Source organism: Streptomyces sp. M-16 (assembly GCF_052114405.1).
Classification (GTDB): domain Bacteria; phylum Actinomycetota; class Actinomycetes; order Streptomycetales; family Streptomycetaceae; genus Streptomyces.
Genome location: NZ_JBFRER010000136.1, coordinates 1 through 19,311, shown reverse-complemented (window position 1 = coordinate 19,311; position 19,311 = coordinate 1). Strand labels below are relative to the sequence as shown.

At 75.2% G+C, this 19,311-nt stretch carries 4 protein-coding genes; all 4 read right to left on the bottom strand.

What is annotated here, in order from left to right; all coding sequences use genetic code 11:
- Nucleotides 1-2,003 (bottom strand): type I polyketide synthase (locus tag AB4039_RS36725; protein ID WP_442272797.1); only part of this gene is annotated, 2,003 nt, incomplete at its 3' end.
- A gap of 65 nt (nt 2,004-2,068) precedes the next feature.
- The gene (locus AB4039_RS36720) at nt 2,069-7,081 is read right to left on the bottom strand and encodes a type I polyketide synthase (RefSeq protein ID WP_442272796.1); all 5,013 of its coding nucleotides are present in this window, start codon (nt 7,079-7,081) and stop codon (nt 2,069-2,071) included.
- A gap of 3 nt (nt 7,082-7,084) precedes the next feature.
- Entirely contained in the window at nt 7,085-15,190 is an 8,106-nt protein-coding gene (locus tag AB4039_RS36715) for a type I polyketide synthase (RefSeq protein WP_442272795.1), read from the bottom strand.
- A 45-nt stretch (nt 15,191-15,235) separates the two neighbouring features.
- Nucleotides 15,236-19,311: SDR family NAD(P)-dependent oxidoreductase (locus AB4039_RS36710; protein ID WP_442272794.1), on the bottom strand; the 4,076-nt coding region annotated here is incomplete at its 5' end.

The following is a 19,311-nucleotide window of genomic DNA, read 5'->3' as shown; positions in this document are numbered from 1 at the left end:
CCGACGACCGCGGCCGGAACGACGCCGTTGGCCCGCCACAGCTCGGCGAGGGACACCATCACCGCCCACAGCGCGGGCTGGACCACATCCACCCGGTCGAAGCCCGGCGCGCCGTCCTTCTGGCGGAGCACGTCCAGCAGGGACCAGTCCGTGTGCGGGGCAAGGGCCCGCTCGCAGTCGTCGAGGCGGGCGGCGAACACCGGCGAGGCGTCGTACAGCTCCACCGCCATCCCCGCCCACTGGGAACCCTGCCCGGGGAAGACGAACACGGGGCGGTCCGCGCCCTTGACCACGCCGCCGTCCACGACCCCCGTCGCCGGAAGCCCGGCGGCCAGCGCGTCCAGGCCGGTCAGGAAGCCGTCCCGGTCGGCCGCCAGGACGACTCCGCGCCGCTCCAGCCCGGCCCGCGTCGTCACCAGGGCCCGGGCCACGGCGGCGGGTTCCAGGTCGGTGTCGGACTCCGCGTGGGCGCGCAGCCGGGCCGCCTGCCCGTGCAGGGCCTCGGTGGTCTTGCCGGACAGGGGCCACGGGACCGGCCCGCCGGTGACGACGGCCGGAGCCGCGGCGGGGGCCTGGGGCGCGGCGCTCTCGACGGCCTCCTCCGCCCCGTCCTGTGCGAGGTGCTGCTCCAGGATGATGTGGGCGTTGGTGCCGCTGATGCCGAACGAGGAGACGGCGGCCCGGCGCGGGCGGCCGTCGACGGTCCAGGCGGCGGGCTCGGTGAGGAGTTCCACCGCGCCGGCGGACCAGTCGATGTGCGGGGAGGGCTCGCTGACGTGGAGGGTCTTGGGCATGACGCCGTCCCGCATCGCCATGACCATCTTGATGACGCCGGCGATGCCCGAAGCGGCCTGCGTGTGGCCGATGTTGGACTTCACGGAGCCCAGCCGCAGCGGGGTGGCGTCCGCGGGCCGCTGCCCGTAGGTCGCGAGCAGCGCCCCGGCCTCGATCGGGTCGCCGAGGGCCGTGCCGGTGCCGTGCGCCTCGACGACGTCGACGTCCTGGGCGGTCAGCCGGGCGTTGGCGAGGGCCTGCTTGATGACGCGCTGCTGGGAGGGGCCGTTGGGGGCGGTCATGCCGTTGCTGGCGCCGTCCTGGTTGGTCGCCGATCCCCGTACGACGGCCAGCACCTCGTGGCCGTTGCGCACGGCGTCGGAGAGCCGCTCGACGAGGAGGATGCCGGCGCCCTCGGCGAGCGCCATGCCGTCGGCGCCCGCGGAGAAGGCCTTGCAGCGGCCGTCGGCGGCCATGCCGCGCTGCTCGCTGTAGCCGATGAACTCCAGCGGGGTGGACATGACGGTGACGCCGCCGACGAGCGCCATGGAGCACTCGTCGGCGCGCAGCGCCTGGGCGGCCATGTGCAGGGCGACGAGGCCCGAGGAACAGGCGGTGTCGACGGAGACGGCCGGGCCCTCAAGGCCGAAGGTGTAGGCGACGCGGCCGGAGACGACGCTGGCCGCGCTGCCGGTGGTCAGGTGGCCCTCGTAGCCCTCGGGGATGGAGGGCAGGGACCAGCAGTAGTCGAGGTTGTAGCAGCCGACGAAGGTGCCGGTGCGGCTGCCCTTCACGGACTGCGGGTCGATCCCGGCCCGCTCGAAGGCCTCCCAGGCGGCTTCCATGACGAGGCGCTGCTGCGGGTCCATCGCGAGGGCCTCGCGCGGGGAGATCCCGAAGACGCCCGGGTCGAATTCCCCGGCCTCGTAGAGGAATCCGCCTTCGCGTACGTAGGTGCGGCCGGAGCGCTCCGGGTCCGGGTCGTAGATCGCGTCGAGGTCCCAGCCGCGGTCCTCGGGGAAGGGGCCTATGGCGTCCCCGCCGTCCGACACCAGGCGCCACAGGTCCTCCGGCGACGCGACGCCGCCGGGGAAGCGGCAGGCCATGCCGACGATCGCGATCGGCTCGTGTCCGGCGTCCTCGGCCTCGCGCAGCCGCTGCTTCGTCTCGTGCAGATCGGCGGTGACCCACTTGAGGTAGTCGCGGAGCGTCTCTTCGTTCGTCGCCATGGGGACCTCTTTGAACCTCTCGAATAGAGCTGGAATTCGTGTGACCGACTGGCCGGAGGACGCCCTTACTCCGGGCGGCCGAATTCCTTGCGGATGAATGCGAATATCTCTTCGTCGGACGCGGCGTCGAGCTTTCCGCTGACGGATTCGGCGTCCGCCGCGGCCTGTGCGTCCTTCCAGCGGGAGAGCAGTGCCTCCAGGCGGCGGGTGAGGTCCTTGCGCTCGTCCTGGCCGGGTGTCAGCGACAGCAGGTCGGACTCGATGCGGTCGAGGTCGCCGTGGACGGAGTCCGTGGTCGCCTCTTCGCGCCGGGTGCCCGCGCCGTCGAGGAGCCGGCCGCGCAGGTAGCCGGCGAGCGCGCCGGGGGTGGGGTAGTCGAAGACCATCGTGGCGGGCAGGCCCAGTCCGGTGGCGGCGTTCAGCCCGTTGCGCAGGCCGACGGCCGTCAGCGAGTCGAAGCCGAGGTCCTTGAAGGCCCGGCCGGCGTCGACGGCGCCGGCCGAGGCGTGGCCGAGGACGGCGGCGGCGTGGCCGCACACCAGGTCCGTGAGCACCCGGTCCTGTTCCTCGCCGGACAGTTCGGCGAGCTTGTGGCGCAGCGCTTCGGCTGCTCCCGTGTCCCCGGCGTCCCCGGTGTCGGCGCCGCCCGCGCCGGGCTGCGCGAGGATCCGGCGGGCTTCGGGGACGCCGTCGGTGAGGCGTCCCGTACGGGCCGAGGTGAACAGGGGCAGGAAGCGGTCCCAGTCGACGTCGGCCACGGCCACGGCCGTCTCGTCGTGGTCGAGGATCCGCCGCAGGGCGTGCAGGGCGGCCTCGGGGTCGAGGAGCGGGAGGCCGCGCCGGGCGGATCGCTCGTGGAGTTCGCGTGCCTCGTCGGGGTGGGCGTCCGCGTCGAACAGGTCCCACACGCCCCAGCCGACGGCGGTGGCCGGCAGGCCGCGGGCGCGGCGCTGCTGGGCGAGGGCGTCGAGGTGGGCGTTGGCGGCGGCGAACGCGGCGTGTTCTCCGCCGCCCCAGTAGGCGGTGACGGAAGAGAAGAGGACGAACGCGTCCAGGTCGGGGCCGTCCGCCGAGAACACCTCGTCGAGGGCTCGGGCGGAGCTGACCTTGGCGGCGAGGGCCTCCTCCAGGTGCCGGGCGGTGGTGGCGGCGAGGGGGGCCAGTTCGACGTGCGCGGCGGCGTGGACGACGGTGCGTACGGGCGGCCGTCCCGCCTGTTCGGCGCGGGCGGTCAGCGCGGCGAGGGCCGCCGGGTCGGCGCCGTCCCACTCCTCCAGGGTGACCTCGGTGCCCCGCGCGGCGAGTTCGCCCGCCAGGGCTTCGAGGGCGGGGGTGAACTCTGCGGGAGCCGCGGTGAGCAGGAGGTGGCCGGCGCCGGCGGCGGCGAACCGGCGGGCCGTCTCGGCGCCGAGCGGGCCGGCGGCTCCGGTGATCAGGATCGTGCCGGACGGCTGCCAGGTGCGCGCGGGGGCGCCGTCGGGCAGGGCGGCGCGCACGAGCCGGCGTACGTAGGTGCCGGCGGTGCGGACGGCGATCTGGTCCTCGCCGTCACGGCCCGCGAGGGCCCCGGCGAGGCGCGCGGCGGCCGCCTCGTCGAGGTCGGCGGGCAGGTCGACGAGGCCGCCCCAGCCGCGCGGCCGCTCCAGTGCGGCCACCAGGCCCAGGCCCCAGACCTGCGCCTGTGCGGCGCTGCGCGGGGCGTCCTCGGGTCCGGCGGCGACGGCCCCTCGGGTGACGGCCCACAGGGGGGCTTCGATGCCCGCGTCGTCGAGTGCCTGGGTGGCGACGAGGGTGGCGAGGAGCCCGGAGGTCTCGTCGGCGGAGAGGAGGCAGAGGACTCCCGCGAACGGCTCGTGGCCGTCCTGCGCCGTCCGCAGGGCTCCGGCCCAGGCGTCCCGGTCGGCCCGGGAGGGGTCGAGGGCGAGGAGGCGGGGGCGGGCGCCGTGGGTGGTCAGCAGCTCCTCGAACGGCGCGGCGGCGGTGCCTTCGGGGGCCAGCAGCAGCCAGTCGCCGGAGAGCCGTGCGGGGTCGGTGGCGGTGTCCGTGTCGGGGAGGTGCTGCCAGGTGACGCGGTAGCGGCGGGCGTCGAGGGCGCTCGCCTCGCGGCGGTCGCGGCGCCAGGCGGAGAGGGCGGGCAGCAGTTCCCGGAGCGGTCCGGTGTCGTCGAGCGCGAGGGTGTCGGCGAGGGCGGCGACGTCGGCGCTCTCCACAGAGTTCCAGAAGCCGGCCTCGACCTCGTCCACGACGGGGGTCCGGTCGGCCGCCGGGGCTCCTTCGAGCCAGTACGTGCGGCGCTGGAAGGCGTACGTGGGCAGGTCGGCCGGGGCGTCCGGGGTCGCGCAGACGCCCTGCCAGTCGACGGGGGCGCCGTGGGTCCAGGCCTGGGCGAGGGAGGCGAGGAAGCGCTGCGGCCCGTCCTCGTCGCGGCGCAGGGTGCCGAGGGTGACGGCGGACGCGCCGACGGCCTCGATGGTCTCCTGGACCCCGATCGTCAGCACCGGGTGGGCACTGGACTCCACGAACAGCCCGTGGCCGCGCTCCAGCAGGGCGCCGATGGCGTCCTGGAAACGGACGGTGCGGCGGAGGTTGGTGTACCAGTACTCCGCGTCCAGCTCGGAACCGTCGGCCCACTCCCCCGTCACCGTCGAGAAGAACGGGAGCTCGGCCGTCCGCGGCTCGATCCCGGACAGCAGTCCGATGACCTCGTCACGGATGGACTCCACCTGCGGACCGTGCGAGGCGTAGTCCACATTGATCCGACGGGCACGCACCCCATCGGCCTCACAGGCCGCCATCAGCTCGTCCAGAGCCTCCGGAGCACCCGAAACCACCGTCGACTGCGGACCGTTGACGGAAGCCAGCGCCAGCCGCTCACCCCAGCCGGAGATACGTTCCACCACCGCATCGGCCGTCTCGGCCACCGACACCATGCCGCCCCTGCCGGCCAGGGCGAGCAGCGCCTTGGCCCGCAGCGCGGACACCTTCGCCGCATCCTCCAGCGACAGAGCCCCGGACACGGCCGCCGCCGCGATCTCCCCCTGCGAGTGACCCACCACAGCCGCCGGAACGACCCCGGCCGCACGCCACAACTCCGCGAGCGACACCATCACCGCCCACAGCGCCGGCTGGACCACATCCACCCGGTCGAACCCCGGAGCCCCGGCCTCCTGCCGCAACACCTCCAGCAGCGACCAGTCCGTGAACGGGGCCAGCGCCACGGCGCACGCCTCCAGACGGGCCGCGAACACCGGCGACGAGTCGTACAGCTCCACCGCCATCCCCGCCCACTGGGAACCCTGCCCCGGGAACACGAACACCGGGCGCTCCGCTCCCGTGATCACAGCGCCCTCCACGACGCCTGCCGCCGGAAGCCCGGCGGCCAGCGCGTCCAGGCCGGCCCGCGAGCCCGCCGGGACGACTCCGCGCCGCTCCAGTCCGGCCCGCGTCGTGGCCAGGGCGAGGCCGATGGCGGCGTCGGATACCGGGGTGTCGGCGGTGCCGGGGGTGTCGGCGAAGGCGCGCAGCCGGGCCGCCTGGCCGCGCAGGCCCTCGGCGGTACGGCCGGAGAGCACCCAGGGCAGGGTGGCGGCGGGGAACACCGGCCGGGCCCGCTCGGGTGCCCGCGGGGCGGATTCCGCGTCCGCGTCCTGGTCCGTGTCCTGGCCGGCGGCCTGGACGATCACGTGGGCGTTGGTGCCGCTCGCGCCGAACGAGGAGACGGCGGCGGTGCGGGGGCCCTCCGTGGCGGGCCAGGGCCGTTCCTCGGTGAGGAGTTCCACGGCGCCGGACGACCAGTCGACCTCGGGGGTGGGGCCGTCGATGTGCAGGCTGCGGGGCAGCACCCCGTCGCGTACGGACATCACGGCCTTGATCACGCCCGCGACGCCCGCCGCGGCCGCCGAGTGGCCGATGTTGGACTTGATGGATCCCAGGTGCAGGGGGCGGCCCTCGGGGCGGCTGCGGCCGTACGTGGCGAGGAGGGCCTGCGCCTCGATGGGGTCGCCGAGGGTGGTGCCGGTGCCGTGCGCCTCGACGAGGTCGACCTCGTGGGGCGAGAGCCGGGCGTTGGCGAGGGCCTCCTCGATGACCCGCTGCTGGGAGGGGCCGTTGGGGGCGGTCAGGCCGTTGCTGGCGCCGTCCTGGTTGACGGCGGAGCCGCGGACGACGGCCAGGACCCGGTGTCCGTTGCGGCGGGCGTCCGACAGCTTCTCCAGCAGCAGGACGCCCACGCCCTCCGACCAGCCGGTGCCGTCGGCGGCTGCCGCGAACGGCTTGCAGCGGCCGTCCGGGGAGAGCCCGCGCTGGCGGCTGAACTCGACGTACACCTCGGGCGTCGACATGATCTGCGCGCCGCCCGCGAGGGCGAGCGCGCACTCGCCCTGGCGCAGCGACTGCACGGCCAGGTGGATGGCGACGAGGGAGGAGGAGCACATGGTGTCGACGGAGACGGCCGGGCCCTCCAGCCCGAAGGCGTACGACAGCCGCCCGGAGGACACGGCGGTCGCGATGCCGGTCATCAGGTGGCCCTCGACGTTCTCGGCGGCCCCCTCCCGGTCGCTGCCGTAGCCGGTGTAGGTGGTGCCGACGTAGACGCCGGTCCGGCTGCCGGCGACCGCCGTCGGGTCCACGGACGCCCGTTCGAAGGCCTCCCAGGCGGTCTCCAGCAGCAGCCGCTGCTGGGGGTCCATGGCGAGGGCCTCGCGCGGGGAGATCCCGAAGAAGTCGGCGTCGAAGTCGCCCGCGTCGTGGACGAAGCCGCCCTCGCGGACGTACGTGGTGCCGAGGTGGTCGGGGTCCGGGTCGTAGAGGGAGTCGAGGTCCCAGCCGCGGTTGACGGGGAAGCCGGAGACGGCGTCGCGGCCGTCGCGGACGAGGCGCCACAGGTCCTCGGGCGAGCGCACGCCGCCGGGGTAGCGGCACGCCATGCCGACGACGGCGATCGGCTCGGGCTCGTCCGCCTCGACCTCGCGCAGCCGCTGCCGGGTCTGCTTCAGCTCGGCGGTCACCCACCTGAGGTGATCGAGCAGCTTCTGTTCGTTGTCCATCTGGCGGGAGCTCCTTGGATGACGTTCCGGCACGGGCTACGACTTGCCGAGCTCTTCGTGGATGAACGCGAAGATCTCTTCTGCCGAGGCGGACGCCAGTTCGTCGTGGGCGTCGGCTTCTTCGGCCTTCTCCGGGCTGGTGCCGCCCCACTTGGTGAGCAGCACCTGGAGGCGGCCGGCGATGCGGTGGCGCGCCCCGTCGTCCGGGGTGAGCCGGGTGAGGGCCGCGTCGATGCGGTCGAGGTCGGCGAGGACGGACCGGTCCGTCTCGATGTCGCCGCCCTGGAGGTGCTCGCGCAGGTGCTGTGCGAGCGCGGCGGGCGTGGGGTGGTCGAAGAGGAGGGTCGCGGACAGCTTCAGGCCGGTGTCGGCCGCGACGCGGTTGCGCAGTTCGACGGCGCTGAGCGAGTCGAAGCCGAGGTCCTTGAAGGGCCGCGCCTCCTGGACCCCGTCGGCGGTGCGGTGTCCGAGGACCGCGGCCGCGTGGCCGCGGACCAGTTCCACGAGGAGGTGCTGCTGTTCGGCGGGCGCGGCGGCGGCGAGCCGCTGCCTGAGGGCGGACGCCGAGGCGGCGGCGCCCTGCCCGCCCTCCGGGCCGTCGTCCGTCAACGCGGCCTGCACGTCGGGGAGTTCGCTGATCAGGGCGCTGTGCCGCATGGCCGTGTAGGTGGGGGCGAACAGCGCCCAGTCGACGTCGGCGACGCCGATGCACGTCTCGTCGAGGTCGAGGGCCTGCTGGAGGGCGGCGATGGCGGTGCCGGGCGCGATGCCGATCACGCCGCGGCGGCGCAGGTGCTCGTCGATGTCCTCGGAGGCCGCCATGCCGGCTTCGGCCCAGGGGCCCCAGGCGACGGCGGTGGCGGGCAGGCCGTGGGCCCGGCGGCGTTCGGCGAGGGCGTCGAGGTGGGCGTTGGCGGCGGCGTAGGCGGCCTGGCCGCCGCTGCCCCACATGCCGGCGCTGGACGCGAAGACGACGAACGCGGACAGGTCCAGGTCGCGGGTGAGTTCGTCGAGCAGGTCGGCGGCGACCGCCTTGGGGCGCAGTACGTGGGCCAGGTGGCCGGCGGTGACCTCGTCCATGAAGCCGTTGTCGGAGACGCCCGCCGCATGGACGACGGCGGTCAGCGGCCGGTCCGCCGGTACGGAGGCCAGCAGGGCGGTGAGCTGGTCGCGGTCCGAGACGTCGCAGGCGGCGAGGGTGACCTCGGTGCCCGACGCGCGCAGGGCGGCGGCGAGTTCGGTGGCGCCGGGGGCGTCCGCGCCGCGCCGGCTGGTCAGCAGCAGGTGGTCGGCGCCGCCTTCGGCGAGCCAGCCGGCGAGCCGGCTGCCCAGGGCGCCGGTGCCGCCGGTGACCAGGACGGTTCCGGTGGGCCGCCAGGGTGCGGCGGCGGGCCGGTCGGCGGGTGCGGGGGCGCGGCGCAGTCGGCGTACCAGGACTCCCGCTCCGCGGACGGCGAGCTGGTCCTCCCCGTCGGGTGCGGCCAGGACGGCGGCGAGGCGGGCGGCGGCCCGCTCGTCGAGGTCGTGGGGCACGTCGACGAGGCCGCCCCAGCGGTCGGGGTATTCGAGGGCGGCGACCCGGCCGAGCGCCCAGACCTGGGCCTGGGCCCCGGTGGGGTCGGCCGTCGGGTCGGAGGGTCCGGTGGAGACGGCGCCGCTGGTCAGGTTCCACAGGGGGGCGCCGACTCCGGCGTCGCCGAGGGCCTGCGCCAGGGCGGCGGTCGCGGCGAGCGCGGCGCTGACCCCGGGCTGTGCGGTGTGCGGGCGGACGTCGAGCGGGAGGAGGGAGAGCACGCCCGCGAGCTCCTCGCCGGTGTCCGCCCCGGCGCGCAGCCGGGCGGCCCAGTCGGTGCGGTCGGCGGCGGTCGCGTCGAGGCGCAGGGCGGTGGTGGTGGCTCCGGCCGCGCTGAGGGCGGCGGCGGCCCGGTCGGCGAGCGGCCCGGCGGTGGGGTCCGCGCCGTCGGGTACGACGAGCAGCCAGTGTCCGGCCGTGCGGGTGGCGGCGGCCGGGTCGGCGGCGGGCTTCCAGGTGATGCGGTAGCGCCAGGAGTCGATGGTGTGCTGCTCGCGGCGACCGCGCCGCCAGGTGGACAGGGCGGGCAGGACGCCGCGCAGCTGCTCCTCGTCGGGGAGGCGGAGGGTGCCGGCGAGGGCCTGGAGGTCCTCGCGTTCGACGGCCGCCCAGAACTCGCTGTCGACCTCGTCCTGTGCGGCGGGGCCGCTGCCGCCGGCGGGGGTGGCGTCGAGCCAGTGGCGGCTGCGCTGGAAGGCGTACGTGGGCAGGTCGACCCGGCAGGCGGGGCGGTCGGCGAGCGGCGGTGTCCAGTCGACGGGCAGGCCGCGGGTCCAGGCTTCGGCGAGGGCGCCGAGGAAGGCCTCCGGCTCGGGGCGGTCCTTGCGCAGGACGGGGGTCAGCAGGCCGGAGAAGGTGTCGGGAAGGGACTCCCCCGCCATGGCCGCGAGGACGCCCTGCGGGCCGAGTTCCAGGAAGTGGGTGACGCCCTGTCCGGCGAGGTGGGTGACGCCGTCGGCGAAGCGGACGGCGGCGCGGACGTGCTCGACCCAGTAGGCGGCGGAGAAGTCCGTGATCTGCTCGCCGGTGACGTTGGAGACGACCGGGATCGTGGGGGTCGCGTGGTCCAGGGTCTCGGCGACCTCGCGGAACGCGTCGAGCATCGGCTCCATGAGGGGTGAGTGGAAGGCGTGCGAGACCTTCAGCCGCTTGGTCTTGCGGCCCTGCTCCGCCAGCGTCGCGGCCACGTCCAGGACCGCGTCCTCGGCACCCGAGATCACCACCGACTCCGGGCCGTTGACCGCGGCGATGTCGACGTCGCCCTTCAGGAGCGGGCGGACCTCGTCCTCGGTGGCGCGGACGGAGACCATCGCGCCGCCCTCGGGCAGGGCGCCCATCAGGGCGCCGCGGGCCGTCACCAGCCGGGCCGCGTCCGCCAGGGACAGCACCCCGGCGACGTGCGCGGCGGCGATCTCGCCGATCGAGTGGCCGGCGACGAGGTCCGGGCGGATGCCGTAGGACTCCAGTACGCGGAAGAGCGCGACCTCGACGGCGAACAGCGCGGGCTGGGTGAACTCGGTGCGGTGGACCTCGTCCCCGCCGCCGAAGACGAGCTCCTTCAGCGGGATCGCGAAGTGGGCGCAGACCTCGTCGAAGGCGTCCGCGAACACCGGCTGGGCGTCGTACAGTTCCCGGCCCATGCCGGCGCGCTGCGCGCCCTGGCCGGAGAACAGGAAGGCGGTACGGGCACCCGGGACGGACTCGCCGCGGAAGGTGCCGGGTGCCGAGGCGCCGGCCGCGAGGGCGTCGAGGCCGTCCAGGTAGCCCTGGCGGCTGTCGGCCAGGACCACGGCGCGGCTCTCCAGCTGTGCGCGCCAGGCCAGCAGGGCGGAGGCAGTGCTCGCCGTGTCCAGCGTGGGGCAGGCCTCGGTGAGGTCCCGCAGGCGGCGCGCCTGCTCGGTCAGGGCGTCGGGGGTGCGGGCGGAGACCAGCCAGGGCAGCAGCTCGCCGGGCGCGGTCCCGGCGGCGGGCGCGGTCCCGTCCGCGTCCCCGTTCCCGGTCTGCGGTGCGGGCTCCTGCGGGCCCTCCTCGATGATCACGTGGGCGTTGGTGCCGCTGACGCCGAACGAGGAGACGCCGGCCCGGCGCGGGCGGCCGGTCTCCGGCCATTCCACAGGCTCGGTGAGCAGTTCCACCGCGCCCGCGGACCAGTCGACGTACGGGGACGCCTCGTCCACGTGCAGGGTCCTGGGCAGTACGCCGTGGCGCATGGCCATGACCATCTTCATGACGCCGGCGACTCCGGCGGCGGCAGAGGTGTGGCCGATGTTCGACTTGATCGAGCCGAGCAGCAGGGGCCGGTCCTCGGGCCGGTCCTGACCGTAGGTGGCCAGCAGGGCCTGCGCCTCGATCGGGTCACCGAGGGCGGTACCGGTGCCGTGCGCCTCGACGGCGTCCACGTCCCGCGCGGTCAGCCGGGCGTTGGCGAGGGCCTGGCGGATGACGCGCTGCTGGGAGGGCCCGTTGGGGGCCATGAGGCCGTTGCTCGCGCCGTCCTGGTTGGTCGCGGTGCCGCGGACGACGGCGAGGACCCGGTGGCCGTTGCGGCGGGCGTCGGAGAGCTTCTCCAGCAGGAGGACTCCGGCCCCCTCCGACCAGGCGGTTCCGTCGGCGGAGGAGGAGAAGGCCTTGCAGCGGCCGTCGGCGGCCAGGCCGCGCTGGCGGCTGAACTCCACGAACAGGTCGGGCGTCGGCATGACGGTGACACCCGCGGCCAGCGCCATGGTGCACTCGCCGGCCCGCAGGGCCTGGGCGGCGAGGTGCAGGGCGACGAGGGAGGAGGAGCAGGCGGTGTCGACGGTGACGGCCGGCCCCTCCAGCCCGAAGCTGTAGGCGATGCGGCCGGAGATGACGCTCGTCAGGTTGCCGGTGAGGGAGTAGCCCTCGACACCTTCGCCGCCCATCTGCCGGAGCCCGCCGAAGTAGCCGGGCTGGGTGGCGCCCGCGAAGACGCCGATGGGTGCGGACTTCACGCTCGTCGGGTCGATGCCGGCCCGCTCGAAGACCTCCCAGGAGGCCTCCAGCAGCAGCCGCTGCTGCGGGTCCATGGCGACGGCCTCGCGGGGGGAGATCCCGAAGAAGGCCGGGTCGAAGTCGGCGGCGTCGTGGAGGAACCCGCCCTCGCGGACGTAGGTCGTGCCGGGGTGGTCGGGGTCCGGGTGGTAGAGGGCCTCCAGGTCCCAGCCGCGGTCGACGGGGAAGGGGGAGATGACGTCGGCGCCCGTGTCGACGAGCTGCCACAGGTCCTCGGGCGAGCGGACCCCGCCGGGGTAGCGGCAGGCCATGGCGACGATCGCGATGGGCTCGTCGTGGGCGGCCGCGCCCGCGATGTGGCCGGTGACGGCGGCGGTGCGCTCCCCGAGCACTTCGGCGCGGACGAACGCGGCGACGGCGGCGGGGGTCGGGTGGTCGTAGGCGAAGGCCGTGGGCAGCCGCAGGCCGGTGGCGGTGTTCAGCCGGTTGCGCAGGTTGACGGCGGCCAGCGAGTCGAAGCCCAGCTCCTTGAAGGCCCGCCGCGGGTCGATGGCGGCCGGCCCGTCGTGGCCGAGAACGGCGGCGGCGTGGGCGCGTACGAGGTCCAGGACGGTGCGCAGCTGCTCGGCCTCCGTGAGGTCCCGGAGCTTCTCGCGCAGCGCCGACCCGGCGGCCCGCTCGGCCTCCTCGTCGGGTGCGGAGTGCAGGGCCTCCAGGGCGGTACGGGTCTCGGGGGCGCGGCGGCGGCGCAGCCAGGAGGCCATGTCGGGGAGGGCCTCGCGCAGGGGCTTGTCCCCGTCGATGTCGAGGGTGGCGATGAGGGTGTCGACGTCCTCCTCGTCGACGGCCTGCCAGAACCGCTCCTCGGCCGCGTCGCGGGGGGCTCCGGTCTCGGGGGTCAGCCAGTAGTGGCGGTGCTGGAAGGCGTACGTGGGCAGCTCGACGGAGCGCGCCGGGTCGGCCGGGGTGAGGAGGGCCGTCCAGTCGACGGGGAGGCCGCGGGTCCAGGCCTGGGCGAGGGCGCCGAGGAAGGCGGTGGGTTCGGGGCGGTTCTTGTCGAGGGCGGTGGTGACCAGGCCGTCGAAGTCCTCGGGGAGGTTCTCCCGGGCCATCGCGGTGAGCACCCCGGCCGGACCGAGCTCCAGGAAGTGGCCGACACCGCGTTCGGCGAGGTGGCGGACCCCGTCGCCGAAACGGACCGCACCACGGACGTGCTCGACCCAGTAGGCGGCGCAGAACTCCGTGATCTGCTCGCCGGTGACGTTCGAGACGACCGGGATGGAGGGGGCGGAGTAGGTGAGGGTTTCCGCGACCTCGCGGAACGCGTCGAGCATCGGCTCCATCAGCGGGGAGTGGAAGGCGTGCGAGACCGTCAGCCGCTTGGTCTTGCGACCCCGCTCCCCGAGCGTGGCGGCCACCGCGAGGACTGCCTCCGCCGCACCCGAAATCACCACGGATTCCGGCCCGTTGACCGCGGCGATGTCGACGTCGCCGCTCAGCAGCTCCCGGACCTCGTCCTCGGTGGCCCGTACGGAGACCATCGCCCCGCCCTCGGGCAGGGCGCCCATCAGCGCACCGCGSGCCGCCACCAGACGGGCCGCGTCCGCCAGGGAGAGGACCCCGGCGACGTGGGCGGCCGCGATCTCACCGATCGAATGACCCGCGACGAAGTCCGGACGCAGACCGAACGACTCCGCCAGCCGGTACAGCGCCACCTCGACGGCGAAGAGGGCCGGCTGGGTGACCTCCGTGCGGTGGACCTCCTCCCCGCCCCCGAACACGAGGTCCTTCAACGGGAACTCGAACCGTCCGCACACCTCGTCGAACGCGGCCGCGAACACCGGCTGCGCCTCGTACAGCTCACGCCCCATCCCCGGACGCTGCGCGCCCTGACCCGAGAACAGGAAGGCGGACTTCCCGGGGCGTGCCGTGCCCTCGGAGACCGACCCGTCCGGGGTGCCGTCGGCGAGGGCCCGCAGGCCGGAACGGAAGCCGTCGGTGTCCTCGGCGAGGACCACCGCGCGGTGCTCCAGCGCCGACCGGGTCGTCACGAGCGCTGCCGCGACGTCCGCCGCCGGGAGGGCGGCGTCGAGGCCGAGGAGGCGCTCGGCCTGGCCGCGCAGTGCCTGCGCGCTGTGCGCCGAGACCACCCATGGCAGCGGTCCGGCGGCGGCCGGGGCGGGCTGTGCCTCCGGTGCGCCGGCGGGGGCCTGCTCGACGATCACGTGGGCGTTGGTGCCGCTGATGCCGAAGGACGAGACGCCCGCGCGGCGCGGACGGTCGGTCTCCGGCCAGGCGGCCTGCTCGGTGAGCAGTTCGACGGCGCCGGCGGACCAGTCCACCTGGGGGGTGGGTTCGTCCACGTGGAGGGTGCGCGGCAGCACGCCCTCCCGCATGGCCATGACCATCTTGATGATGCCCGCGACTCCCGCAGCGGCGGCCGTGTGGCCGATGTTGGACTTGACGGAGCCCAGCAGCAGCGGCCGGTCCGCGGGCCGGTCCTGACCGTAGGTGGCCAGCAGGGCCTGCGCCTCGATGGGGTCACCGAGGGCGGTACCGGTGCCGTGCGCCTCGACGGCGTCCACGTCCTGCGGGGCGAGCCGGGCGTTGGCGAGGGCCTGGCGGATGACGCGCTGCTGCGAGGGGCCGTTGGGGGCGGTCAGGCCGCTGCTCGCACCGTCCTGGTTGACGGCGGAGCCGCGGACGACGGCCAGGACGCGGTGTCCGTTGCGGCGGGCGTCGGAGAGCTTCTCCAGGAGGAGCACGCCGACGCCCTCGCCCCAGATGGTGCCGTCGGCGGTGGCGGAGAAGGCCTTGCAGCGGCCGTCGGCGGCCAGGCCGCGCTGGCGGCTGAACTCCTGGAAGAGCCACGGGTTGGGCATGACGGTGACGCCGCCGGCGATCGCCATGGTGCACTCGTCGGCGCGCAGGGCCTGGGTGGCCTGGTGGACGGCGACGAGGGAGGAGGAGCAGGCCGTGTCGACGGTGATCGCCGGGCCCTCCAGCCCGAAGGTGTAGGCGACGCGGCCGGAGATGACGCTGTTGACGTTGCCGGTGAGGGTGTAGCCCTCGACCTCGCGGTGCGGGGTTCCGGTGCCGCCGCCCAGGTAGCCGGGGTTGCCGGCGCCGACGAAGACGCCGGTGCGGCTGCCCTTGAGGGTGGCCGGGTCGATCCCGGCGCGTTCGAAGACCTCCCAGGAGGACTCCAGGAAGAGCCGCTGCTGGGGGTCCATGGCGAGGGCCTCGCGCGGCGGGATGCCGAAGAAGCCCGCGTCGAACCCGGCCGCGTCGTGGACGAACCCGCCCTCCCGGACGTAGCTGGCGCCGTGGGCGTCCGGGTCCGGGTCGTAGAGTCCTTCGAGGTCCCAGCCGCGGTCGGTGGGGAAGGCGACGATGCCGTCGCCGCCTTCCGCCACCAGCCGCCACAGGTCCTCGGGCGAGCCGACGTCCCCCGGATAGCGGCAGGCCATGGCGACGATGGCGATCGGCTCCTGCTCCTTGGCCTCCGCGGCCTGCAGGCGCTTGCGCGTCTGCTGGAGGTCGGCGGTGACGAGTTTCAGGTAGTCGCGGAGCTTGTCTTCGTTACTGCTGGCCATCGTGGCAGTGCCTCCGGTGGGACGGTCAGGACGACGGGGCGGGGATCAGCTGAGACCGAGTTCCTTCTCGATGAGGGCGAACATCTCGTCGTCGCTCGCCGAGGTGATCTCCGCGGTCCCGTCGGAGGTCTGTGCTTCGTCGTCGGTGTCGTGCGCGGTGCCGGACTGTTCGAGCTTCCAAAGGATCGAGCGGAGCCGGTTGACGGCCCGTTCCCTGCCGTCGCTGCCTTCCGGCAGCGCGGCGACGGCCGCCTCCCAGCCGGCCATGGCGTCGAGCACCGCGGCCTCCCGGGGCCCGTCGGCGCCGTCGCCCGGATCCAGTTCCGTGTGGAGGAAACCGGCGAGGGCGGCGGGCGACGGGTAGTCGAAGATCAGCGTGGTGGGGAGCCGGAGACCGGTGGCCGCGCCGAGTCCGTTGCGCAGTTCCACGGCCGTCAGCGAGTCGAAGCCGAGGTCGAGGAAGCCGCGTTCGGTGTCGATGGCCGCCGGGTTGGGGTGGGCGAGGACGGTGGCCACCTGGGTGCGGACCAGGTCGAGGAGGGCTTCGGCGCGTTCGGCGCCGGTGAGCCGGGACAGCCGCTCGGTGAGGGCCTGGGCCCCGGAGGCGGCGTTCGCCCGGCCCGCGGCCCGGCGTACGGAGGCCCGGACGAGCCCCTTGAGGACTCCGGGCAGCCTGCCGGCGTCCGCCTGGCCGCGCAGCGCGGTGGTGTCCAGGCGGACGGCCGCCAGCAGGGCCTCGTCGTGCCGTGCCGCCTCGTCGAACAGGGCCAGGCCCTGTTCGGTGTCCAGCGGCAGGACTCCGCTGCGGCTCATCCGGGCGAGGTCGGCGGTGTCGAGTCCGGCGGTCATGCCGCTGGACTCGGCCCACTGGCCCCAGGCGAGGGAGACGCCCGGCAGGCCGTGCGCCCGCCGGTGCCGGGCGAGGGCGTCGAGGAAGGCGTTGGCGGCGGCGTAGTTGCCCTGGCCGGGGCCGCCCATGACGCCGGCCACGGAGGAGTAGAGGACGAAGGCGGTCAGGTCCAGGTCGCGGGTGAGTTCGTGCAGGTTGACGGCGGCGTCGACCTTGGGCCGCAGGACGCGGGCCAGCCGGTCGGCGTCGAGCGAGCCGAGGACACCGTCGTCGACGACCCCGGCGGTGTGGACGACCGCGCGCAGCGGCCGGTCGGCGGGGATCGCGGCGAGGACGGCGGCGAGGGCGTCGCGGTCGGCGGCGTCGCACGCCACGACCTCGGCCGTAGCGCCCAACTGTGCTATCTCTGCGACGAGTTCGGCCGCACCGGGGGCCTGCGGGCCGCGCCGGCCCGTCAGCAGCAGGTGCCGTACGCCGTGCTCGGTGACCAGGTGCCTGGCGACGAGCGCCCCCAGGGTGCCCGTACCGCCGGTCACGAGGACCGTCCCGGCCGGGTCCCAGGTCTGCGGGACGGTGAGGACGATCTTGCCGGTGTGCTTGGCCTGGCTCATGAACCGGAACGCCTCCGGGGCCTTGCGGATGTCCCAGGCGCGGACCGGCAGCGGCCGGAGCACGCCCGCCCCGAAGAGCCGGCCCAGCTCGGCGAGCATCTCGCCGATGCGCTCGGGCCCGGCGCCCTCGACCATGTCGAAGGCCTGGTACGTCACCCCGGGGTGGAGCCGGGCGACTTCCTCGGGGTCGCGGACGTCGGTCTTGCCCATCTCCAGGAACCGGCCGCCGCGCGGCAGCAGCCGCAGCGACGCGTCGACCAGCTCCCCGGCCAGGCAGTCCAGGACCACGTCGACGCCCTCGCCGCCGGTGGCGGAGCGGAACCGCTCCTCGAAGGAGGCGTCGCGCGAGGAGGCGATGTGCGCCTCGTCCAGGCCCAGTTCGCGGAGCACGTCCCACTTGCCCTCGCTGGCCGTGCCGAACACCTCGCCGCCCAGGTGGTGGATCAGCTGGACGGCGGCCATGCCGACGCCGCCGGCGGTGGCGTGGACGAGGACCCGCTCGCCGGCCTTCAGGCCGGCCAGGTCGACGAGCCCGTAGTAGGCGGTCAGGAAGACGGTCGGGATCGCGGCGGCCTGCTCGAAGGTCCAGCCGTCGGGAACGCGGACCACCAGGCGGTGGTCGACGACCGCGACCGGGCCGAACGCTCCCCGGATGAGGCCGGTGACCTTGTCGCCGACCTCGATGCCGGTGACCCCGGGGCCGACCTCGGTGACGATGCCGGCGCCCTCGTTGCCCATGCGGGCGAGGCCCGGGTACATGCCGAGCGCGATCATCACGTCGCGGAAGTTCAGGCCGGCGGCCCGGACGGCGACGCGGATCTCGCCCTCGGCGAGCTCCATCCCGGCGGCCGGCGACGGGACGAAGCCCAGGCTGTCGAGGGTTCCGGCCCTGGTGCTGTTGAGGATCCAGGAAGAACCGGCGGGCAGGACCGGGGTACCGCCCCCGGCGGAGGCGGCGGCCCGCACCAGGCGCGGGACGAGGAGCGCGCCGTCGCGGAGGGCGGCCTGCGGCTCGTCCCCGGCGAACACCGCCTCGGGGAGTACGGGTCCACCCGTACCGGCGTCGGCGTCCGGGGCCGGATCGGTGTCGAGGAGGACGAAGCGGCCGGGGTTCTCGGCCTGGGCGGCCCGCACGAGACCCCACAGGGGGGCCTGCGCCAGGTCCGTGACGTCCTCGCCGGGCAGGACGGCCACCGCGCCCCGCGTGACGACGACCAGCCGGGTGGCCCCGAGGCGCTCGTCGGCCAGCCAGGTCTGCAGGGTGTCGAGCAGCGCGGCGGTGGCCGCGTGCGCGGCCCCGGCGAGTCCCGTACCCGGGGCGTCGGTCGGGGCTCCGGTGTGCAGCAGCACCGCCGCGGGGACCGGGGCTCCCTCGTCGAGGGCGGCCCGCAGGGACGCGAGGTCCGCGTGGTCCGCGCCCGCGCCGCCGACCGCCACCCGCGGCCCGCCGGCGGTGCCGGCGACCGGCGGAGCGGCGGTCCAGTCGAGCCGGTAGAGGGCGTCGGAGTGACCGGCGCCCGCCACGGCGGCGGTGAGCTGCTCGGCGGCGACCGTACGGGTCGCCAGCGAGGCGACGGAGACGACCGGGTGACCGGTCGGGTCCGCGATGTCGAGCGAGAGGGAATCCGGGCCGGCCGGCATCAGCCGCACCCTCAGCCTGGACGCTCCCACGGCGTGCAGACGCACACCGCTCCAGGAGAAGGGCAGGCGGACCTGCCCCGCGTCCGTGGCCGGCCCGGCGACAGCGAGCCCGTGCAGCGCAGCGTCGAGCAGGGCCGGATGCAGTGCAAACCAGCCCGCCTCATCCTGCTGCGCATCGGGCAGCCCCACCTCGGCGAACACCACGTCACCGTCGCTCCGCCGCCAGGCCCGGGCCAACCCCTGGAAGGCCGGCCCGTACCCGTAACCGGCTGCCGCGAGCCCCTCATAGAACCCGTCGAGGTCGACCGCTTCGGCGTCCGCCGGAGGCCATACGGCCAGGTCAGGGATGGGCTCGGGGGCCGTTTCCGGGGCAGGGGCGAGCCGTCCGGCGGCGTGCCGGGTCCAGAGTGCGTCGGCGTCCTCGGTACGCGAGTGGACGCTCACCGGCCGCCCGCCGTCCTCGTCGGCGGCGCCCACGAGCACCTGGAGCAGGACGGCGCCCCGGTCGGGGATGACGAGGGGGGTCTCGATGGCCAGCTCGTCCAGCTCGCCGCAGCCCACCTCGTCGCCCGCGCGCAGGGCGAGTTCGACGAAGGCGGTGCCGGGGAGCAGGACCGTGCCGGCCACGGCGTGGTCGGCGAGCCAGGGGTGGCTGTGCAGGGAGATCCGCCCGGTGAGCAGCAGTTGCCCCCCGTCGGCGGGCGTCACGGTGGCGCCGAGCAGCGGGTGCCCGGCGGCGCCGAGCCCGGCCGCGACCACGTCCGCCGAGGTGGTGGCGGGGCGCGGCCAGTAGCGGCTGCGCTGGAAGGCGTACGTGGGAAGGTCCACGGGGGCGGTGGCCGCCGCCGGACCGCCGGCCACGGCGGCCCGGTCGACGGGCAGGCCGCGGGTCCAGGCCTCGGCGAGGGCGCCGAGGAAGGCCTCCGGCTCGGGACGGTCCTTGCGCAGCACCGGGGTCAGCAGCCCGGAGAAGGCTTCCGGCAGGCTCTCCCCCGCCATCGCGGCGAGGACACCCTGCG